The organism is Bacillus cereus group sp. BceL291, assembly GCF_051776705.1.
Taxonomy (GTDB): Bacteria; Bacillota; Bacilli; order Bacillales; family Bacillaceae_G; genus Bacillus_A; species Bacillus_A cereus.
Map to the genome: position 1 here is coordinate 262,913 of NZ_JBPWAP010000002.1, position 16,854 is coordinate 279,766.

The following is a 16,854-nucleotide window of genomic DNA, read 5'->3' on the forward strand; positions in this document are numbered from 1 at the left end:
CCTTACTGGTCTTTTAGTGGTTTCCACCATTCCTTATTCTTTTCATACCATTTCACCGTCTCTTGTAATCCTTGTTCAAACGTATATTTCGGTTCCCAATCAAATTCATTCTTCATTTTCTCTGCATCAATCGCATAACGACGATCGTGCCCTAAACGATCTGTAACATATTCAATGTCTTTTTTTGTTTTTCCTAAAAGATTAATAATTTGTTCCACAACTTCTACATTTGTTTTTTCATTATTTCCACCTATATTATATACTTCTCCTACACGCCCCTTATGCAGAACAACGTCAATCGCACTGCAATGATCCGTTACATGTAACCAATCTCTTACATTTAATCCATCGCCATATAACGGTAATTTTTTTCCTTCCAGTGCATTCGTAACCATTAACGGAATTAATTTTTCAGGATATTGATACGGCCCGTAGTTATTGGAACAACGCGTTACTATAACTGGTAATTGATATGTTTTATAGTAAGATAGAGCTATCATGTCCGCACTCGCCTTACTTGAAGAATATGGACTATTTGGAGCTAACGGTGTTTTCTCTGTAAACTTCCCTGTTTTTCCTAAAGAGCCATACACTTCATCCGTTGACACTTGCACAAGTTTTATATGCGAATATTTTTTAACTAGTTCTAATAAAGTGACCGTTCCAATTACATTTGTATCATAAAAAGGAATCGGATTTTCAATACTACGGTCCACATGTGATTCAGCTGCAAAATTTACAATCACTTGTACGTCTCGCTCTTTTATAACGTGTTCTAATAGCTCTCCATTTTGAATTTCTCCTTTTACAAAAGAGTAATTCGGGTGATCCTGAAGAGATTTTACGTTATTTAAATTCCCGCTATATGTTAATGCATCGTAATTAATAATTTTATATGTTTCGTAACTTTGTAGCATGTAATGGACGAAATTACTTCCAATAAATCCAGCCCCACCTGTTACTAATATATTCATAAACAACGCTCCTACTTAAAAACTATCTTCATATTCCTCTAGTAATGGTAATATCTGATCCTTATCGGACAATATAGGATCGGTTACTGGCCAAGGAATTGCTAAATCTTTATCTTCCCAAAGTAATCCTGAGTCATGCTCTGCGCTATAATATTCATCTACTTTATACATAACGATAGTATGCGGAACAAGCGTGCAAAATCCATGCGCAAACCCTTTTGGCACTAGTAATTGCCGATGGTTATCTGCACTTAAAATATATCCTTTCCATTGTTTAAATGTTGGTGATTTTTTTCGTAAATCAACGATAACATCATAAATTGCCCCTTGCATAACTTGAATGAGTTTCGTTTGTGCTTTCGGTTTTTTTTGAAAGTGTAGTCCCCGAATCGTTCCTGCCTTAGCCGAATAAGATACGTTATCCTGTACAAATGAATACGTTATCCCTAATGTTTCTAGCACCTGCTTATTATAACTCTCTGAAAAAAAGCCACGCTCGTCTCCAAACAACCTCGGTTCTAACAATTTTGCATCGGTAAAATTTGTTTCTACAACTTTCATATTCTCACCTATTCTCCGTTAAACTGTTTCCCAAAATTAATATCACGCGCTAACGTATTCGCCTTTTGAAGCGAAGCATGAGTTCCCGCATCAGTCCACCAGCCGCTCATTTCATTATAAGTAAGTACCCCTCGTTTTAAATACCAATTATTTATATCTGTAATTTCAAGTTCTCCCCGTGCAGAAGGTTTTAATTCTTTAATATAAGAAAAGACTTTCGAATCATACAAATAAATTCCCGTAACCGCATAAGAACTTTTCGGCTCTTTCGGCTTTTCTTCAATTTCAACTATTTTTCGGTTTTGAATATGTGCTACGCCAAATCTTTCGGGATCTTCTACAGATTGCAATAGCACTTTCGCACCTTCTTTTTGATTTGCAAACTCTTCAACATACGGAAGAATATCATCTGAAAAAATATTATCCCCTAATATAACTACCATACGATCATTCCCGACGAAATCTTCACAAAGCCCTAACGCCTGTGCTATCCCGCCCGCTTTATCTTGCACACGATACGTAAAGGACACTCCAAATTCATGACCACTCCCTAAAAAGCTAACAACATCCCCCATATGCTCTTTACCCGTAATAATCATAATATCTGTAATATCGCATTGTTTTAGCTTATATACCGCATGATAAATCATCGGATACCGACCAACAGGAAGTAAATGTTTATTCGTTACTTTCGTTATTGGATATAATCTCGATCCAGTACCACCTGCTAAAATAATTCCTTTCACTTTTCATCTCTCCTTTATGATGGAGATAATATATCTTTGTAATGTTCTACAAACACTTTCCGGTACTTCTCATATGTATCCGCATCAAACTCATCCCCGTTGTAATGAATACACCATAAATTTGCTTGATTTGGGATACCAATTAAATAACCAGCCCTTTGAAACTCTAAAGACTGTGACACATCATAAAAGTGAAACCCTTGAAACAAATCTTCTCGCCACGGAATATCATACTGCGTTGCCATGAATAAACCATCAATTGCCTGAACTGACAAAAATGGTTGATTACCATAAAAAACCTGATCTAAATTTAATAATTGATAATTCCGTCTTCTATACTCAATCACTTTCCCTACTAAATTTTTTCCTTCCCACCATATCCCGTTATTCGGTAAAAACTGAGCCCCAGCGACTCCTATTAAACCAAGCTTTTCATTTTCTTTAAAAAGAGATATAAGTGTAGAAAACATGTCTCGATTAATAAGATATGTATCTTGATGTATATACACTTTGTATTTCGCTGGATATGAAAGGGCTCGGTTGTATGCACTTGCCATACTTTGCGCATCTCGTATCGGAAAAATTTGCACGACATAACCAGAGGGAACAAAAATGTTTCTTATTTGGCTCTCACATTGTTTGAAAAGCTCCTCATTATTTACACAAACAACGACTAATATTGTATGATCTTTCATTTTTGTCCCCCCTTTTATTCTTCCTTATTTACATCTGACATATAGTGTTCCACAAATATTTTCCGATACTTTTCATAGTTCGTCATATTCACATCAAAATGATAATGGATACACCAAGCATCGCGCTGTACAGGTACACCGACTGTATATCCTGCTTTTTTAAATTCAAATGATTGGGATACATCATAAAAATCAAATCCGTCAAATAAGTCTTCTCGCCACGGAACATCATATTGTGTCGCCATTAATAAACCATCAATACATTCTACAGGAATAAATGTTTTTGATTCATGATACGGTTGTTCTAAACTTGCCATATAAAACAAATCATTCATATAACCAATGACTTTTCCTACAATTCCACGCCCTTCGTTCCATACGCCAGTCGGAGGAACATATTGCGCTCCAACCATCCCAATCATCCCAAGGTTTTCATGTTCCTCAAATAATTGAAGTAATCCGTATAAAAAAGCCCTATTTATAATAAAAACATCTTGATGTAAATACACTTTATACTTCGCTGGATGCGAAATGGCTTGATTGTATCCACTCGTCATACTTTTCGCATTTCGAATCGGCATAAATTGGACAATATACCCTGGCGGTACTAACAATTGCAATATATGTCGCACGCAGTTTGCATACAATTTCCGATCATTTATGCATGTAACAAATAATATTGTTTTGTCTGCAGCACTCATAATTGTGATTTTTCAGCTTCAATAATATACTGAAATACAACTGTCTCAGCCATGAAGCCACTTCCAAGACGATATTTTTTACAAATTCCATATAACTCCTCAATAAGCGACTCATACATTTTATGATCAACATATACACGATCTACTTTACTAATTGAATATCCTGCTTTTAAAAACATTCTTAGCATTTCATTGAATGTAAAGAAACGAATATGTGTTTTATCTAATAAACCATATTCTGTATACGTCCAATTTCCAGCAAGTAAGGGAGCTAATACTGAAATATGAGCAACGTTTGGTATACTTGCTAAAATCACACCATTTTGCTTTATATATGGCTTAACCTTTTCAATCACAGCCCACGGATCAAATAAATGCTCTAATACATCCCCAAATAGGACGCAATCAAATTGCCCCTCCTCATAAGGAAGATCTATTTTTTCTATATCCCCTAAAATAACATGATCTAGTCTTTCCTTCGCTTTTTCTGCCGCCTCTGGAAATGCCTCTATTCCTGATACACGTGTACCGTTTTCTTTAATAGCTGCTCCCAATGCACCGCTCGAGCAACCAATATCAAGAACTTCTTTCCATTCCTTTTTTATATGCTTTAATAAATTCGGATTCGCTGCATTATAATAATGCTCGGATTTTTCTTCATATAAAGAACTTTTTTCGCGATTCATTTCACACACTCCTTATGCAAATTGAATTAGAAATATAAATCTCATATGAATTCTATAAAGTGCAGATTTTGTTCATCCCCCAATGATTATTAGCCCGCAAATAGCAGTATAAAATCTTTTATTTATATTGGTTACGTTACTGATACTCTAATATATAACCAATCTATTAGAGTTAGAATAGCGATAAATCATTTCTAAAAAACGAAACCTATTACACTTTATATGGTTTATCAAAAACTCCCCGAAAATATTTACGGTTATATTCAATTGCAGCATTATTCGGAACATAAGAAGCTGCTAATTCATTGTAATAATACGCTTTATCCTGCTCCCCTAACCTGCTATAACAAATACACATTTGTAAATAGGGTAGCCATGTGTAGCTAGCTGGACTATGGAAAGGACTTTCCGTTGCCATTGGTACTTCCGTGGCAAGTTTAAACCAAAATATCGCTTCATTATATTTTTCTTGTTCCATATATATATATCCTATTCTTGTACAATTCTCTCCTCTAGGGACGTCATACCGAAACGACTTCACACAAGATTCGATTGCCTTCTCCCACATTCCTAGCTTTGCATAGCAATCTCCTAACTTACCACATGCATAAATTTTCTCTTCATACCATCCTTCGTCTTGATTAAGAAATGTTTCATATAGAAGAACTGCATCATCATATTTTTGGTTATCCGTAGATTCATTTGCGTAATAAAATAAATCTCTCGGACTTAATTCTTCACCTGCCGCTACAGTATTTTGAAAAATTTTCAAATTACGATTTGTTACTTTTTTTTCTTTTTTATGTGTAATAGCAACATTACTACTAAAAACCTCACCAGAAATAGCTAAATACTCATGAACCTTTCCAAACCATTGAAATTGTTTTTCACGCTTTACAAGTCGATTTCTTTTTGTACAATATAAAGGTTTCCCGTTAGAATCCATTGCAAGATGATAAGGCATCGAAACAGCATCAATTTTAGGATCTAATTCTCTTTTTAAAAGTTTCAATGCTTCTTGAGCATCTTCTAATAAGACATCATCTGCATCTAGCCACAATATATACTCTTGCGTCGCTTTTGAAAAAGAAAAATTTCTTGCTGCTGCAAAATCATCAATCCACTGGAAATCATATATGTTAGAAGTGTATTTCTCTACGATTTCTTTCGTTCGATCGACGGAACCTGTATCAACTACTATAATTTCATCCACAATTTTTTCAACTGTTTCTAAACAACGGGCTATTGTCTCCTCCTCATCTCGAACAATCATACATAAACTAATTGTAATTCCTTGCTTGTTCAACATAATCACCCTCTTCCAAATCAATCATATGTTATACATATACTAAACTTTCCATTTTTTTAAATTGTTCAAGTAGTTTAAGATTTCTTTTCAATAATTCAAATGTCCGTGTCATTTTCTTTCGGTTTTGCATCTACTATATAATGAACGCTTTATGGAGGTGAATTTATGTCAAATAATAATTATTCAAATGGATTAAATCCCGATGAATCTTTATCAGCTAGTGCATTTGACCCTAATCTTGTAGGACCTACATTACCACCGATACCACCGTTTACCCTTCCGACTGGGCCGACCGGGCCGACTGGACCTACGGGACCTACGGGGCCAACTGGACCTACTGGGCCAACTGGACCTACGGGACCTACAGGACCTACAGGACCTACAGGACCTACAGGACCTACAGGACCGACTGGTGGCACTGGGACTACTGGACCTACGGGGCCGACTGGTGGCACTGGGACTACTGGACCTACGGGGCCGACTGGTGACACTGGGGCTACTGGACCTACGGGGCCGACTGGTGGCACTGGGACTACTGGGCCTACGGGGCCGACTGGTGACACTGGGGCTACTGGACCTACGGGGCCGACTGGTGGCACTGGGACTACTGGACCGACTGGACCTACTGGACCATCTGGACTAGGGCTTCCAGCAGGATTGTATGCATTTAACTCCGCTGGGATTTCTTTGGATATTGGACTTAATGCTCCAGTACCATTTAATACTGTTGGATCTCAGTTTGGTACAGCAATTTCTCAATTAGATCCTGATACTTTCGTAATTAGTCAAACTGGATTCTATAAAATTACCGTTATCGTATACACTGCAGCAGTAAGTCTATTAGGAGGACTTACAATCCAAGTAAATGGGGTATCTGTTCCAGGTACTGGGGCCACTTTAATCTCAGTTGGAGCACCTATCGTTGTTCAAGCAATTACGCAAATTACGACAACTCCATCATTAATTGAAGTAATCGTTACAGGGCTTGGGCTATCATTAGCTGTTGGTACAAATGCATCTATTATTATTGAAAAAATCGCTTAATTTTTTACTTAGCAGTAAAACTGATATCAGTTTTACTGCTTTTTCAATTTCAAATTCAATCATGAAACATTCGCTATCTACATAATCATATTGTTGTATGACATTTTGCAGGAGGCACAAATATGGAAAGTAAATCTGCTGTTCAGCTTTATCTCGAATTGCTAAAGAAGACCATTTTATTTGAAATATGGTTAGAATATGAGGCATACTTACCCGCATCTCTACATATTTCAAAAGAACTAGAATTCGAGCCAGTTACAGTCCCCCTCCCTTTATTCATTAAGCAATATGCTGAAAACCATAACTTAAAAATTGTAAAACCAAATGTTTCAAAAAGTGAACGCCATGATGGAATGGATTGGCCAAGAGCAGCACATAGCATGATCGGTCGAGAACGTATGAACCAATTACAAGAGGCAATGGAAACCGTTGTTCGTGAAAATATAGAAGGAGATTTTATTGAAACAGGTGTATGGCGCGGAGGATCGTGCATTTTTATGAATGGTTTTTTACAAGCAAACAACATTACGAATCGTAATGTGTGGGTCGCTGATTCATTTGAAGGTTTGCCAGCACCGAATCTAGAACAATATCCAAAAGATTACGGTGATTATTTGCACACATTCGATTATTTACGCGTCTCTTTAGAACAAGTACAAGAGAATTTCAAAAAATATGATTTACTAAATGATCAAGTGAAATTTTTAAAAGGCTGGTTTAAAGATACTTTACCAACAGCACCAATTGAAAAAATAGCAATTGCACGGCTTGATGGTGATATGTACGAATCCACAATGGATGGTCTCGTGAACTTATATGATAAAGTTTCTAAAGGTGGCTATATAATTATCGATGACTACGGGCTACCGCCATGCGCTGAGGCTGTGACAGACTTTAGAAACCAACGAAATTTAAAAGCCCCTATTACTAAAATTGATGTATTTGGCGTTTATTGGAGAAAAGAATAAAAAAGATTTAATCTATAGGAGATTTCATTTTCACTCATCCTTCTCTCACTTCTAATCCAATTAAGTATTCTTTTTCGGAATCTCCTTACATATAACAATTGTTTTCCTGTGTTCTCTCAATACAAATTGAAAATTTTATTAATAGATTTACTGCATCTTCTCATACAAGAAAGGGGTATACTCATGAGTGAACTTAACAAAGAAATGACTTTACTCCCCCCTCCTGAACTCGTCCAATATGTAGGTGGCGACTTCAAAAAAGTTGGAAAAGAGTTCCTAAAGCATTTTATTCAAATTGGCGCTTTAAAACCAAATGAAAAAGTATTAGATGTAGGCTGCGGCGTCGGTCGAATGGCTGTACCATTATTGAATTACTTAAATGATGATGGAGCGTATTATGGATTTGATTTGTTTAAAGATGGAATTACTTGGTGTCAAAATAACATTTCAACTATGCGTAATAATTTTCACTTTGAACATGTTGACATATACAATCAATTCTATAATCCAGAAGGAAAAGAAGATGCCTCTCAATATCGTTTCCCCTATGAAGACGGGACATTCGATTTTATCTTTTTAACTTCTGTATTTACGCATCTTCTCCCAAAAGAATTAGAACATTACGTATCTGAAATTGTACGTGTATTAAAAAAAGACGGGAGATGTTTCATTACATTCTTTCTTATAAATCCTGAATCGTCCTATTATTTAAATGCAGGACAAAGTACATTAGGTTTTTATCATCGAATCGAAAATTGCTACGTTGTAAATAAAGATATTCCGAATTTCGCAGTTGCTTATCCTGAGACAGATATTTGCAATCTATTGAATAAGTACGGCCTAGAAATAATCAATAAGCCGCATTACGGTTTATGGTGCGGCAGACATGAATATACAAGTTACCAAGATATTGTTCTTACAAAAAAAAGCTTCTGAAAGGAAGTTATGTATGATGAATGAAAAAAATCCATCTCTCGTTTCCATCCTTATTCCCACTTATAATCGGCCTCATTATTTCAAAATTGCTCTAGAAAGTGCATTGGCACAAACTTATTCTAATATTGAAATCATCATCGGAGATGATAGTACAAATGATGAAACAGCAACTTTAATACGCGAACAATACTTACCAAATTATAAAAATATAACATACATTCGAAATATCCCTACTCTAGGACAATTTCACAATGACCTTATGCTCATAGAAAAATCAAATGGTGAGTATATAAATTTTTTAATGGACGATGACGTGTTTTATAAGCATAAAATACAAAAAATGATGACCTATTTTGAGCAAGATCCCAATAAAAATCTTGCTCTTGTTACTTCTTATCGAGTACGCATTGATGATCATGGAAATCTAATAGGTGATTCCCATCCAACACAAAGGTTATATAGTGAAGACACCCCATTAAACGGGATATTTTTAGGTAATTGGATGTTAAAGGGTGGACACAACATTATCGGTGAGCCTACAACTACCTTGTTCCGAAAGGAATTGCTCACTGAACCTTTTGGCACCCTTAAAGAGCGACAATATTCTTGTAGTGTTGATATGGCCTCATGGATTTCTTTACTTTCTAAAGGAAATGCAATATACATTTCTGAGCCTTTAAGTCAATTTCGCTACCATGCTGGACAACAAATACACAATAAGCTCCTTCAAGGTTGTGAAGATTTCACACACCTCGTTATAACAGCAAAAGAATATGGCTTTTTACAAAATACTACAGACTATAGAGCAGCTCTACTTAGTGCTTACCAATGGTGTAAAAGTTCCTTAAAATACTATCTTCATCAACTAGATATTTTTCCTGACGCACATGTACGTCTTTCCCATTGTTTGGATATAATTATTAAAGAGTTAAACAATTAAACTACTCTGCAAAATTAAAAGTGTATGGACTATATGTGAATCATTCGTATAGTTCATACATTCTTTCTCATACTATAAAGTGAAACTTTAATCAGCTCTCACCAATCGGGCTTTTACGGGCAGTTGATCCCCCACCTAACTTCTTCGCTTTCGCTGAATTTTGAGGTAGGGGTCTTACTGCCCATTAATGCGGGATAAAATCCATTACTATAAAGAGCAGTAGAAAGGAATACCTACATTGAAAGATCCAAATTCTCAATATCAAATAGACTACGTATTACTATTTATTTTATTTGCCATTGGGATTGTTAGTTGTTGTGCTATTGCAAGTGCGCAAGCCTCTTTACCGCCATTTTTACAAAACGTCAATTTTGTACTAAAGCAAATCCAATGGTATTTCATTGGATTTATAGCCATTGGTGTTATTATGATTATCGACTTCGATCGTTATCAAAAAATTGCTTGGTATTTGTACAGCTTTGCAATGGTACTACTTATTGGACTAGAACTTCAAGTACCAGGTGCCGTTACAATTAAAGGCGCTACCGCTTGGTACAGGCTCCCAGGCATCGGAAATTTTCAGCCTTCTGAAATTATGAAATTATTTTTAATTATCGTCATTGGACGAATTATAGCAAACCATAATGAGAAATATTTTTCCCAAACAATACATGACGATTTTTTACTACTTGGAAAAATATTTGCAACAAGTTTGCCACCACTACTACTCATCGCAAAGGAACCAGATTTAGGAAATACAATGGTCATTTCAGCGATGCTTGCAGCAATGATACTAGTTTCTGGCATACGATGGCGTTTTATTTTCGGATTAGTTTCAGCTACTTTCGTTGCTGGAACTACATTAATATATATTTTTTTTACTCACACAGATTTCTTTAAAGCACACATTTTAAAAGAATATCAATTAAATCGCTTCTACGGATGGTTAGCACCTTACAAATATGATGCACAAGGCTATCAATTAAGACAAGCATTCTTAGCGACTGGATCCGGAGAAATGCAAGGAAAAGGGTGGGAAAATGGACAAGTATATTTTCCAGAACCACATACAGATTTTATTTTCACTAATGTCGCTGAACAATTTGGATTTCTAGGCGCAAGTGTCATTATTTCTCTTTTTTTCTTACTCATTTTTCGAATGATTCATATTGCTTTAGAAAGTAATGATCCTTTCGGTAGTTACATTTGCGCTGGTACAATCGGAATGTTTACTTTCCAAGTATTCCAAAATATCGGGATGACAATCGGATTACTCCCCATTACAGGGATAACATTACCTCTTATGAGCTACGGAGGAAGTTCACTGCTTACATACATGATTGCGATTGGATTCATTTTAAATGTTCGCTCAAGAACGAAAATCTTTATGTTTAAATGAACAACACAAAAACGCTATATTTTTATCTCTATCCTTTTTTAGATATACTAATGAAAAATACGATGGAGGTTTAAATATGAAATATGACATTATAGGAGATATTCATGGATGCTTCCAAGAGTTTCAAAATTTAACAGAGAAGCTAGGATATAACTGGAGTAGCGGTCTACCGGTTCACCCTGACCAACGTAAACTTGCATTCGTTGGCGATATTACAGACCGTGGTCCTCATTCATTACGTATGATTGAAATTGTATGGGAACTTGTCATACATAAAAAAGAAGCTTATTACGCTCCTGGAAATCACTGTAATAAACTATATCGATTTTTCCTTGGGCGTAATGTAACAGTCGCTCACGGACTTGAAACAACTGTTGCTGAATATGAGGCACTTCCTCCTAATAAGCAAAACATTATAAAAGAAAAGTTTATCACTCTTTATGAACAATCACCGCTCTACCACATACTAGATGAAAAAAGAGTAATCGTATGTCACGCTGGGATTCGGCAAGATTACATAGGAAGACGAGATAAAAAAGTACAAACCTTTGTATTATATGGCGATATTACAGGAGAAAAGCATGCCGATGGCTCACCTGTCCGTCGCGATTGGGCGCAAGAATACAAGGGGCAAGCTTGGATTGTATATGGACATACACCAATAGCAGAACCTCGATTCGTCAATCAGACAGTCAATATTGATACTGGTGCTGTATTTGGTGGCAAATTAACCGGATTACGTTATCCTGAAATGGAGACTATCTCTGTCCCTTCTTCTTTACCTTTTGTCGCTGAGAAATTCCGTCCAATTTCATAACTACCTTACTTAGCGAGAGATTACCGTATTATTTAGGCAGATTTCATATGAAACTAGGTAAAGTAATTAAAAAAAGATGCAATAAAGTGCATCTTTTTTTAATTACACTACATATAATGTCGCAGGAGGTGACAGAATGAAGAAAAAATCTTCTAAACAAAAAAGAAAATTCCCCCCTTTATATCTGCCCATGTACGGAATTAACAACTGGTGTAGTATTCGGGCTGCAGCGATAGAAGAACTGGAAGAACAAGAGTCATCAAAAAAAAGCAAAGTAAAACCAACATATGTCTCTTTAGAAAATGCTGTGATGAGCCGCATAATCGATCGCAGAAAAATAAAGATGCAACAAAAAAATAAACAGCTTTCAAATCAAGATGAACAGATACTACATTCTAACCAAACAGAAGAAAAGACGGAAGAAAATATTTCTGTAGCAATAAATAAAAAAGTGGAACCAGAAATTCCAGCTGCTATTATAAACAAAGTAAAAAAAATAAAAGAAGCATTAGCTTCATCGAATGATATACAAATTGAAAAACCACTCATAATTGAGACACCTACACCTGAAAATACAAAAGTTAAAAGGGGCGGCCGATATGCATATGCAGAGGGGCTTCACTCTCATGCGGAGGGCATGGCAGCACATGCGGAAGGCTTATTAACACACGCAAAAGGTTCTTTCTCTCATGCAGAAGGATCAAACTCAAAAGCAACTGGACATAGTTCGCATAGTGAGGGAAGTGAAACGACAGCAGGCGGGGCTTATTCTCATGCGGAGGGTAAACAGACAATTGCTTTAGGCGAAGCAGCACACGCAGAAGGAAACGCAACTATCGCTAACGGATCCTCTTCTCATGCGGAAGGTCATCATACATCAACAGCTCATTTTGCAGGTAGCCATATTATGGGGCGCTTCGGCACTGCAGAAGAAGCTTATTCTTGGTTTATTGCAAATGGTGTAAGCGACACCGACCATAATATCGGGGCTAAATGGCTTGCTCATAATGGAGAAATGTACATTGAGGGCGCGTCTTACAATGCAAGCGGAACGGATTTTGCACAAATGTTTGAAACCGAAGGTTATAAACCTATTGATGTCGGTTATTTCGTTACATTTAGTAACGAAGAAAAAATTCGGATAGCTACTTCACGCGATTCGTTCATTTTAGGAATATCTAGTGCAACCCCTGCCCTTATAGGAAATAGCGGGGCTTTAAGTTGGCAAAAACGTTATAAAACAGATAACTTTGGAAAACGCCAATATGTATGGACGGAAGCCGAAGAAATACAACCTCTTTTAAATACAGAATGGGATCCAACTTGCAAATATGTAGCAAGAAAAGATCGCGCCGAGTGGCTTCCTGTCGGATTAATTGGACAAATGTTAGTACGTGATGACGGCACTTGCGAAGCACATGGATATTGTCGTCCAAATGACAATGGCATTGCTACAAAAGCCGAAAGTGGATTTTTCGTTATAAAGCGTACGGGTGAAAACCAAATTTTAATATTATTCCGCTAAGAAAAAAGGGAACAAAATTCTTTATAATATAAGAATTTTGTCCCCTTTTTAAGTATGCCGCAACACTTCTTGCATATCGCTTGGAAGCTTTATAGTGAAAGACATCTCTTTCTCTAAAATAGGATGATAAAACGTCAAAGATTTACTATGAAGTGCTTGCCGTTTCATTTCATCCCTTCTCCCTCCATATAAGCTATCACCAAGTAACGGATGTCCTATATGAGCCATATGCACACGAATTTGATGCGTTCTTCCTGTCTCAAGCTCAAGCGCTACATGTGTCTTATGATATGTACTATCAATTACCTTAAAATGAGTAACTGCCCTTTGTCCATCCTCACAAACCGTTCGCTCAATAATGCTATCAGATTTTCGACCAATTGGTGCATCAATCATTCCTTCTCGTTCTACAATCTTTCCGTGAACAATTGCTTCATACGTTCGTTTCACAGCTTTTTGTTGATGCTGCTTCGATAAAAGATGATGCACGAAACGATTTTTTGCAATAAGCATAAGCCCCGAAGTATCACGATCTAAACGTGTTACGATGTGCACTGTACTTGCAAGGTGCTGCTTATCATAATGAGATAAAAGCGCATTGGCAACACTCCTTGTCGGATGTTCTCTAGACGGAATCGTTGACATGTTCGCCTCTTTATTAATGATAAGAACCGCGTCATCTTCATATACAATGCTTAAAGGGATATCTTCTGCCATCATCCCTTCACTTCTTTCCTCAACTGGAAAAAAGACACGTAATTCTTCACCAGCACGCAACTGATGACGAACACTCGCATGTTGACCATTTACTTCAATTGCCCCGCCGTGAAACTTTATATCCGTTAAAGCGGCTTTAGAAATACATTTCGTTTTCAAAAATTCCCTAACTAAAGTTCCCTCTTCAGCCGGACCTATATCCCATTTTAATGTAAATCTGTTCAAATATATAACCCTTTCTATTTATCCGCAACAAACGAGTCACGAACTCGTTTCCAGAACGGGAATGGACGGAAACGAACAAATCGTACTTTCTCGTTTGCGACGCGATACTGGATTGATTTCACATCTTGATGAACCATCGTTAAATGATCCACTGTAATTTGTAAGTTCATTCCTGCAGCTGGCTTTAACACACATGTATGATGCTTCGGCAATACGAGCGGCGATCCTACAGTACGAAATACACGATTGTTAATGGACGCCATTTCTGCAATTTGTATCGCTTCAATAGATGGGTGAATAATCGCTCCGCCAAGCGCTTTATTATACGCGGTACTTCCTGAAGGAGTAGAGATACATAGGCCGTCTCCGCGGAATGTTTCAAAATATTCTCCGCGTATTTCTACTTCTGTTACTAATGTACCTTCTGCACTTTTTACAGTCGCCTCATTCATCGCTAAATACTGTGACTCTTTACTTCCATTCACATAGCGAATAATAACTTCTAAAAGCGGATATTCCACCACTTGGAATGGTGTTTTCGCAATTGCAATTACTAATTTCTCTACTTCTGTCGGTAACCAATCTGCATAGAAACCTAGATGTCCTGTATGTACACCAACAAATGCTGTTTCATCCAATCGATTATAATAACGATGAAACGCATATAAAAGCGTTCCATCTCCCCCAACAGAAATTACAATATCGGGTTCCTTTTCATCCATTATAAATCCAAAATCTAGCAAGTACTCTTTCATCGTGCTTGCCAGTGTATCTGATGATTGATCTCCCTTTGACATAATTGTAAATTTCATCGCCCAACACCCTTTAGTTTATGATTCAGAATCTTTCGTTTCTTGCTTTCTTGAAAAAGCCTTTTGCGCTTCTTGAATTTCAAGACGAATAGAAGACATTTCTTCATCTAATAAAAACGCCGCTTCAGCTGCACGTTGCAACCTTATTTTAATATCTTCAGGAAAACGTCCACTATATTTATAATTTAAAGAATGCTCAATTGTTGCCCAAAAGTTCATTGCTAGCGTGCGTATTTGGATTTCTACCAATACTTTTTGTTCACCCTGAATCGTTTGAACAGGATAACTAATGACAACATGATAAGAACGATAACCACTATCTTTCTTTTGCGTAACATAATCACGTTCTTCCACGATTTCAAAGTCATTTCGTTTTCGAAGATATTCTACAACAGGCTTAATCTCATCAACAAATTGACACATCATTCTAAGCCCAGCAATATCCTGCATATCTTCTCTCAATCGGTCTAGCGGTACATTTCTCTTCTCCGCTTTATCAATAATACTTGCAACCGACTTTACCCTTCCTGTTACAAACTCAATTGGAGAATGCTCTGTTAACATTGCAAATTGAGTACGCATTCCTTTTAGTTTCACTTTCAGCTCTGCCACCGCTTGGTGGTAAGGTGCTAAAAATTCTTCCCAATTTCGATTCATTTCAACCACCACCAAAATCAATCCATTTGCTTATAGAAATACTTTTTCTACAGCAGTTACTAGTTCTTCTCCGTAATTTGCATTACCTTCAATATTTTCAACTAAATATTCTACTTCTTCTTTTAATCCTTCTAATTCCATTTCAATGTCATTCACGCGAACGAACATAACCACATCGTTATTCATCGCTTCATGCATTGCTTCCCAGCATGTGTGCGGAATACTTACATAAATGAAAGATGATTCATTTTCTAAGATATATAAAAATGATAAATTGTCTGAGTCTACAAGTACGTGATTACGCGCACTTAACTCCTTTACCTCTATTTCACTATTTTCCGCACAAAAAATAAGAGCATTCTCTCTCTTTTCTACGCTCTTAACTTGGATTTTATTTTGCATGCTCTAACTCCTCCATCTCAACTTCCTGTCTTACTTAACAGTATTATTGTATCATAACATGGACGCAAACAAATAAAACATTGAACCAAATTTATGAAAAAGCGATAATGTGTAAAGAATTATTTTTCAAAAGGAGATTATACAATGACACAAGAAATTGAAATTGAATTCAAAAATATCGTTACAAAAGAAGAATTCGATACATTATGTAAATCGTTTTCTATTGAAGCATTTACAAAACAAGTGAATCACTACTTTGAAACACCTGACTTCTCGTTAAAAGAAGCTGGCTCTGCACTTCGTATTCGTCATAAAGGAAAAACTTATACGTTAACGTTGAAACAACCTGCAGAAATTGGTTTATTAGAAACGCATCAAGTCGTAACAGAAGACGAAGCAAAAATGATGATGGAAACAAACACAATCATTCAAGGAGCAGTAGTAGATCAATTACACAAATTACAAATTCCTGTTTCTGCTTTAACATATATGGGTAGTTTAACAACAGAAAGAGCAGAAACATTATTTAAAGGCGGAACGCTTGTCTTTGATCATAGTTTCTATTACAATCACGATGATTATGAAATTGAATTTGAAGTGCAAGATGAAGAAACAGGAAAAGCTGCATTTATTGATTTATTAACGCAACATAACATACCCGTTCGCCATACAAATAACAAAGTAAAACGCTTTTTCCTTGCCAAACAAAACAAAGCACGCTAAAGTGAAAATTCCACTAG

General features: G+C 36.4%; 19 protein-coding genes. 8 read left to right on the forward strand and 11 right to left on the reverse strand.

All coding sequences use genetic code 11. The features are described from left to right. Positions 1-2: 2 nt before the first annotated feature. The 7 genes from rfbB to ACS2CR_RS03285 form a co-directional block, all read right to left on the reverse strand. Complete coding sequence (gene rfbB / locus ACS2CR_RS03255; RefSeq protein ID WP_053513429.1) at positions 3-974, reverse strand: dTDP-glucose 4,6-dehydratase; 972 nt, start codon at positions 972-974, stop codon at positions 3-5. Positions 975-989: 15 nt separating this feature from the next. Then, on the reverse strand, positions 990-1,535 hold the full coding sequence (gene rfbC, locus ACS2CR_RS03260) for a dTDP-4-dehydrorhamnose 3,5-epimerase (protein WP_000869415.1): 546 nt from the start codon (positions 1,533-1,535) through the stop codon (positions 990-992). Between the two features lie 8 nt (positions 1,536-1,543). Continuing rightward, positions 1,544-2,281 (reverse strand): sugar phosphate nucleotidyltransferase, encoded by a 738-nt coding sequence (locus ACS2CR_RS03265; protein ID WP_000676160.1) that lies wholly within the window; start codon positions 2,279-2,281, stop codon positions 1,544-1,546. A gap of 14 nt (positions 2,282-2,295) precedes the next feature. Continuing rightward, positions 2,296-2,976: a glycosyltransferase family protein gene (locus ACS2CR_RS03270; RefSeq protein ID WP_000651529.1), complete on the reverse strand. Its 681-nt coding sequence runs from the start codon at positions 2,974-2,976 to the stop codon at positions 2,296-2,298. 14 nt (positions 2,977-2,990) lie between these two features. Further along, on the reverse strand, positions 2,991-3,677 hold the full coding sequence (locus ACS2CR_RS03275; RefSeq protein ID WP_001271187.1) for a glycosyltransferase family protein: 687 nt from the start codon (positions 3,675-3,677) through the stop codon (positions 2,991-2,993). Next, positions 3,674-4,363 carry a class I SAM-dependent methyltransferase gene (locus tag ACS2CR_RS03280; RefSeq protein ID WP_053513441.1) on the reverse strand — a complete coding sequence of 230 codons (690 nt, stop codon included), beginning with the start codon at positions 4,361-4,363 and terminating at the stop codon, positions 3,674-3,676. Before ACS2CR_RS03280 ends, ACS2CR_RS03275 begins: the two co-directional genes overlap by 4 nt. Before the next feature lie 211 nt (positions 4,364-4,574). Continuing rightward, positions 4,575-5,672 carry a glycosyltransferase gene (locus ACS2CR_RS03285; protein ID WP_000932913.1) on the reverse strand — a complete coding sequence of 366 codons (1,098 nt, stop codon included), beginning with the start codon at positions 5,670-5,672 and terminating at the stop codon, positions 4,575-4,577. 165 nt (positions 5,673-5,837) lie between these two features. Here ACS2CR_RS03285 and ACS2CR_RS03290 point away from each other — a divergent pair, with 165 nt between their 5' ends. The 7 genes from ACS2CR_RS03290 to ACS2CR_RS03320 all read left to right on the forward strand — a co-directional run bounded on the left by ACS2CR_RS03290 (position 5,838) and on the right by ACS2CR_RS03320 (position 13,301). Further along, positions 5,838-6,716: a BclA C-terminal domain-containing protein gene (locus tag ACS2CR_RS03290; protein ID WP_153602437.1), complete on the forward strand. Its 879-nt coding sequence runs from the start codon at positions 5,838-5,840 to the stop codon at positions 6,714-6,716. Between the two features lie 122 nt (positions 6,717-6,838). Beyond that, complete coding sequence (locus tag ACS2CR_RS03295; RefSeq protein ID WP_000444386.1) at positions 6,839-7,684, forward strand: TylF/MycF family methyltransferase; 846 nt, start codon at positions 6,839-6,841, stop codon at positions 7,682-7,684. A 183-nt stretch (positions 7,685-7,867) separates the two neighbouring features. Beyond that, positions 7,868-8,620 carry a class I SAM-dependent methyltransferase gene (locus ACS2CR_RS03300; protein WP_001292838.1) on the forward strand — a complete coding sequence of 251 codons (753 nt, stop codon included), beginning with the start codon at positions 7,868-7,870 and terminating at the stop codon, positions 8,618-8,620. Between the two features lie 13 nt (positions 8,621-8,633). Next, entirely contained in the window at positions 8,634-9,560 is a 927-nt protein-coding gene (locus ACS2CR_RS03305) for a glycosyltransferase family 2 protein (protein ID WP_053513462.1), read from the forward strand. A 238-nt stretch (positions 9,561-9,798) separates the two neighbouring features. Beyond that, positions 9,799-10,959 (forward strand): FtsW/RodA/SpoVE family cell cycle protein, encoded by a 1,161-nt coding sequence (locus tag ACS2CR_RS03310; RefSeq protein ID WP_000654700.1) that lies wholly within the window; start codon positions 9,799-9,801, stop codon positions 10,957-10,959. Positions 10,960-11,035: 76 nt separating this feature from the next. Next, a complete protein-coding gene (gene prpE, locus ACS2CR_RS03315) occupies positions 11,036-11,776 on the forward strand; it encodes a bis(5'-nucleosyl)-tetraphosphatase PrpE (RefSeq protein WP_153602436.1) in 741 nt (246 codons plus the stop codon). Positions 11,777-11,912: 136 nt separating this feature from the next. After that, entirely contained in the window at positions 11,913-13,301 is a 1,389-nt protein-coding gene (locus tag ACS2CR_RS03320; RefSeq protein ID WP_053513447.1) for a peptidase G2 autoproteolytic cleavage domain-containing protein, read from the forward strand. A gap of 48 nt (positions 13,302-13,349) precedes the next feature. Here ACS2CR_RS03320 and ACS2CR_RS03325 read toward each other — a convergent pair whose 3' ends face one another. Genes ACS2CR_RS03325 through ACS2CR_RS03340 form a run of 4 tightly spaced genes read right to left on the reverse strand, consistent with a single transcriptional unit; the run spans position 13,350 to position 16,114 of the window. Next, positions 13,350-14,243 (reverse strand): RluA family pseudouridine synthase, encoded by an 894-nt coding sequence (locus tag ACS2CR_RS03325; RefSeq protein WP_001079131.1) that lies wholly within the window; start codon positions 14,241-14,243, stop codon positions 13,350-13,352. Between the two features lie 14 nt (positions 14,244-14,257). Further along, complete coding sequence (locus tag ACS2CR_RS03330) at positions 14,258-15,055, reverse strand: NAD kinase (RefSeq protein ID WP_000673190.1); 798 nt, start codon at positions 15,053-15,055, stop codon at positions 14,258-14,260. Between the two features lie 18 nt (positions 15,056-15,073). Continuing rightward, positions 15,074-15,712: a GTP pyrophosphokinase gene (locus ACS2CR_RS03335; RefSeq protein WP_001081482.1), complete on the reverse strand. Its 639-nt coding sequence runs from the start codon at positions 15,710-15,712 to the stop codon at positions 15,074-15,076. A gap of 30 nt (positions 15,713-15,742) precedes the next feature. After that, positions 15,743-16,114: a hypothetical protein gene (locus tag ACS2CR_RS03340; RefSeq protein WP_001180003.1), complete on the reverse strand. Its 372-nt coding sequence runs from the start codon at positions 16,112-16,114 to the stop codon at positions 15,743-15,745. A gap of 144 nt (positions 16,115-16,258) precedes the next feature. On the opposite strand from ACS2CR_RS03340, the gene ACS2CR_RS03345 reads away from it, so the two are divergent. Then, positions 16,259-16,837: a CYTH domain-containing protein gene (locus ACS2CR_RS03345; protein WP_000191125.1), complete on the forward strand. Its 579-nt coding sequence runs from the start codon at positions 16,259-16,261 to the stop codon at positions 16,835-16,837. The last annotated feature ends 17 nt before the right edge of the window (positions 16,838-16,854 follow it).